Source organism: Microvirga sp. P4_G7 (genome assembly GCF_056401005.1).
Genome location: NZ_JBFUKD010000336.1, coordinates 1 through 3,863 on the forward strand (window position 1 = coordinate 1; position 3,863 = coordinate 3,863).

Consider the following 3,863-nt stretch of genomic DNA (forward strand, 5'->3'; position numbering starts at 1 on the left):
GGGCGATGACTCTGCGGAACATCAGCCACCGATGCATGCCGACAGAGCGCGCCGCTTCGAGTTCGCCGCGGCTGACCACCTGAAACGCGCCGCGGAAGACCTCCGCCTGGTAAGCTCCGGATACGATGCCGATCGCAAGCGCACCGGTCAGGAAAGCCGGCATGCCGATGAAACCATCGGCACCGAAGAGGCCGCCGATGGCTCCCAAGGCCGCGCTGCCGCCGAAATAGAAGAGATAGATCACGAGGAGGTCGGGAATGCCCCGCAGGACCGTCGTGTAGCCGTCCGCCACGCTGCGAGCGAAGACGTTCGTGGAAAGCTTCGCCCAGGCGACGAGAGTGCCGACGACGGCGCCGCAGAGAAAGCCGCACAAGGCCACCGCCAAGGTCATGGCGGTGGCGATCAAAAGGGACTGACCCCACCCATTTGGCCCAAAGCCGATGAGTTGAAAATAACTCAGCTGTTGCACGCGTTCGATGTCCTGCTTTTCGCTGCCGGAAGAGGACAGGGTCGGGAGCCGAATTTCAGCTTATAGAAAGCCGGCTCCGCGATCCACGCCACTCGTCCGAACAGCGACGTCACTTCGAGGGTTCGAGGCTTCAGCTCTGGGGCGACATGTCGACCTTGAACCATTTCGTCGTCAGTTTCTGGATCGTACCATCGGCGATCGCAGCTTGAACGGCGGCATCGAACTCGGTCTTCAATGCGGTGTCATCCTTGCGAAGTCCGACAGCGACGCCGCGTCCCAACACGCCCCCGGAGACTCCCGCGCCAGCGATCGCCATGTTCTTGAACTCAGGCTGATCCAGCGTCGCCTTGATGGAGGAATGAGCGGCGAAGATCGCGTCCACGCGTCCCGCCGCAAGATCGAGATCATGCTGCTCCGTGGTCTTGTATTCACGGATCGTGATGGCGTCCTTGAGATACTTTTCCAGGAAGGCGGAGTTGACCGTAGAGCCCTGAGTGCCGACCGTCTTGCCCTTGAGCAGAGCCTTCCATTCGGCGACGGTCTTCTCGGTTGCGGCGGGATCCTTGTCGAGGTTCACCCGCTCACCCGTGCCCGCCAGCTTGGCGAGAGGGGAGTCTTTCGGGACCGCGAAGCCGTGCAGACCCGATGCGTAGGGCCGTGAGAAGCTGATGACTTCGAGCCGCTTGTCGGTGATGTTCATGCCGGCCATGATCGCATCGTATTTCTTCGCGTTCAGAGCCGGGATGATGCCGTCCCAATCCTGGGCGACGATTTCGCATTTCACCTTCATTCGGGCGCAAAGATCATTGGCGAGGTCGATCTCGAAGCCCTCGAGCTTGCCGCCGGCGCCGGTAAAATTCCAGGGAGCGTAGGCACCCTCGGTGGCGATCTTGACGGTTTTCGTCTGAGCGGCTGCGCCACCGACGGCGAGAGCCGAAGCTAGGATGCTGAGGCCGATGGCCTTGAAAAAATTCATCGTCGTTCCTCTGTCGCGCTTTGTTTTGTGTCTTTTGACGAGAATGCCTCAAATGACGGCACTCGCGGCACAAACCTAGCAGACAAACACCTTCGGAGCGCAAGCCCTAAACATGGCCAAGCGGCAGGCACCCGTGGCACTTTCGGTCGCAAGTGCCTCATGCATGATCCGCGAAGGGAAAATGGCAGGCCGTGAGGATCCTGCGCAGATTCAACAGGATAAGGTGCGATAGGCGCGAAGCCGGTTCCCACATTGCTGATCACGCTGAGGCCCTCATACGAAAAGGCGCAGCCGGAGCCGCGCCTTTCCGCACCAATTTCAACGGGACTTAGCCTTTAGGCGTAACGTTGACCTTGAACCACTTCTGCGAGAGCTTCGCGACCGTGCCGTCGTTGATCGAAGCGCGGATGGCGTCGTCGAAGCTCTTCTTGAGTTCGGTGTCGCCCTTGCGCAGTCCGACGCCGACGCCGGCGCCGAGGAGGCCGCCTGTGATCGACGGTCCGACCAGAACGTATTCCTTGAACTCAGGCTTCTCGAGCGTCCCGATGATCGCAGTCGCGTCCGCGAGTACGGCATCGATGCGGCCCGCGGCGAGATCGAGATCATGCGCTTCGGTGCTCTTGTACTCACGGATCTCGGCCGTACCCTTCAGGTACTTGTCGGCGAAGTTCGCGTGGATGGTCGAGCCCTGAACGCCGACGGTCTTGCCCTTGAGGAGCGGCTTTGTGGCCTCGATGGACTTTTCGGCGGCCGCCTGTTGTGTGCCGAGGTTGTAGGAATCACCGCTGCCAGGCATTTTCGCCAGGGGCGAGCTCTTGGCCACGAGATAGCCGTTCGGCGAATTGGCGTAGGGACCCGCGAAGTCGATCACCTTCTTGCGTTCGTCGGTGATGCTCATGCCGGCCATGATGGCGTCGTATTTCTTGGCCGTGAGAGCCGGAATGATGCCGTCCCAATCCTGGGCGACGATTTCGCACTTCACCTTCATGCGGGTGCAGAGATCGTTGGCGAGATCGATCTCAAAGCCCTCGAGCTTGCCGCCGGCGCCGGTGAAGTTCCAGGGGGCGTAGGCGCCCTCGGTGGCGATCTTCACAGTCTTGCCTTGAGCCGCTGCGCCACCGATGGCGAGGGCGGAGCCGAGGATGGCCAGGCTGACGGTCTGGATGAATTTCATCGTTGTTCCCTTGTTGTCTTTATAAGCGCGTCGAAACGCAGCTTATCCTTCCGCGACCACTCGGCCGCACCGTGACTTAATAACTGCCAAACCTCGGAAAAAGGCAAGGGGCTCGACATCGGGGTGGGAAAGGTCATCAGGGGCGCCTTTCGTCGAAGGAAATCGGCCATTGCGGCAAGGGCTCGGGAATGCCATGACGCTTCAAAGCGAAACGATGGGCACCATAGACGAATGGATCAGGGGCTGATCGACACATTGAGGGCTCAGCTTGGCCCGGGTTCGGTCATCACGGACCCGGCCGAGATGGTGGCCTATCTCACTGAGATGCGTGGCCTCTATCAGGGACGAGCGAGCGCTGTGGTGCGTCCCCGGGACCGCGAAGAGGTCGCCCTTGTCGTAAGGGCATGTTCCTCGGCCGGTGTCCCGATAGTCCCGCAAGGCGGGAACACCGGCCTTGTCGGCGGCGGTACTCCCTTCGCGGGGATCGTTCTCTCCCTAACCCGCCTCGACGCCATTCGCGAAATCGACGATGTGAATGCGACGATCACCGTCGAGGCCGGGTGTATCCTGAAGGATGTGCAAGAAGCGGCGGATTCGGCGGGCTTGCTGTTTCCACTCTCGCTCGCATCCGAAGGTTCCTGTCGGATCGGCGGCAACCTGGCGACCAATGCCGGCGGAACGGCGGTCCTGCGCTATGGCAACATGCGCGAACTCACCCTCGGCCTCGAAGTGGTGCTTGCCGACGGGCGCATCTGGAACGGCTTGCGGGGATTGCGCAAGGACAATACCGGGTACGATCTGCGCGATCTTTTCATCGGTTCGGAAGGAACGCTTGGGATCATCACCGCTGCAGTGCTGAAGTTGTTTCCCAAACCAAAGACGCGTGTGACCGCGTTCATTGGCATGGCGAGCCCGCGTGCCGCATTGGCACTGTTCCGGCTCTTTCGCGAGCGTGCGGGCGACCAATTGACGGCATTCGAATACATTCCGCGGTTCGGTCTGGAGATCGTGCTGAAACACGCCGAAGGCGCCGTCAAACCGCTCGTCGATCAGCATGATTCTTACGCCCTGATCGAGTTGTCTTCCTCACAGCAGGGAGCAGAACTCCAGAGCACGATGGAGGATGTGCTCTCCGATGCGATGGAAAGCGGAATCGTCGCGGATGCGGTCGTCGCCGCAAGCGAGGCGCAGAACCATGCTCTCTGGGCGCTGCGTGAAAGTCTGTCCGAGGTGCAGCGCAAGGA

At 60.9% G+C, this 3,863-nt stretch carries 4 protein-coding genes; 1 reads left to right on the plus strand and 3 read right to left on the minus strand.

Going from position 1 to position 3,863, the window contains the following annotated elements:
- The 3 genes from AC1DT3_RS13960 to AC1DT3_RS13970 all read right to left on the minus strand — a co-directional run.
- A partial coding sequence (locus AC1DT3_RS13960; protein ID WP_477465854.1) for an ABC transporter permease subunit occupies positions 1-469 on the minus strand: 469 nt, incomplete at its 3' end.
- 130 nt (positions 470-599) lie between these two features.
- Positions 600-1,445 (minus strand): lysine/arginine/ornithine ABC transporter substrate-binding protein, encoded by an 846-nt coding sequence (locus AC1DT3_RS13965; protein WP_477465855.1) that lies wholly within the window; start codon positions 1,443-1,445, stop codon positions 600-602.
- A gap of 328 nt (positions 1,446-1,773) precedes the next feature.
- Positions 1,774-2,619: a lysine/arginine/ornithine ABC transporter substrate-binding protein gene (locus AC1DT3_RS13970; protein ID WP_477465856.1), complete on the minus strand. Its 846-nt coding sequence runs from the start codon at positions 2,617-2,619 to the stop codon at positions 1,774-1,776.
- A 231-nt stretch (positions 2,620-2,850) separates the two neighbouring features.
- Here AC1DT3_RS13970 and AC1DT3_RS13975 point away from each other — a divergent pair.
- On the plus strand, positions 2,851-3,863 hold a 1,013-nt coding region (locus AC1DT3_RS13975), incomplete at its 3' end, for an FAD-binding oxidoreductase (RefSeq protein WP_477465857.1).

Bases quoted from the DNA above. Each gene is read 5' to 3' on its own strand.
- AC1DT3_RS13965 (WP_477465855.1), bottom strand. From the start codon at position 1,445: ATGAATTTTTTCAAGGCCATCGGCCTCAGCATCCTAGCTTCGGCTCTC.
- AC1DT3_RS13970 (WP_477465856.1), bottom strand. From the start codon at position 2,619: ATGAAATTCATCCAGACCGTCAGCCTGGCCATCCTCGGCTCCGCCCTC.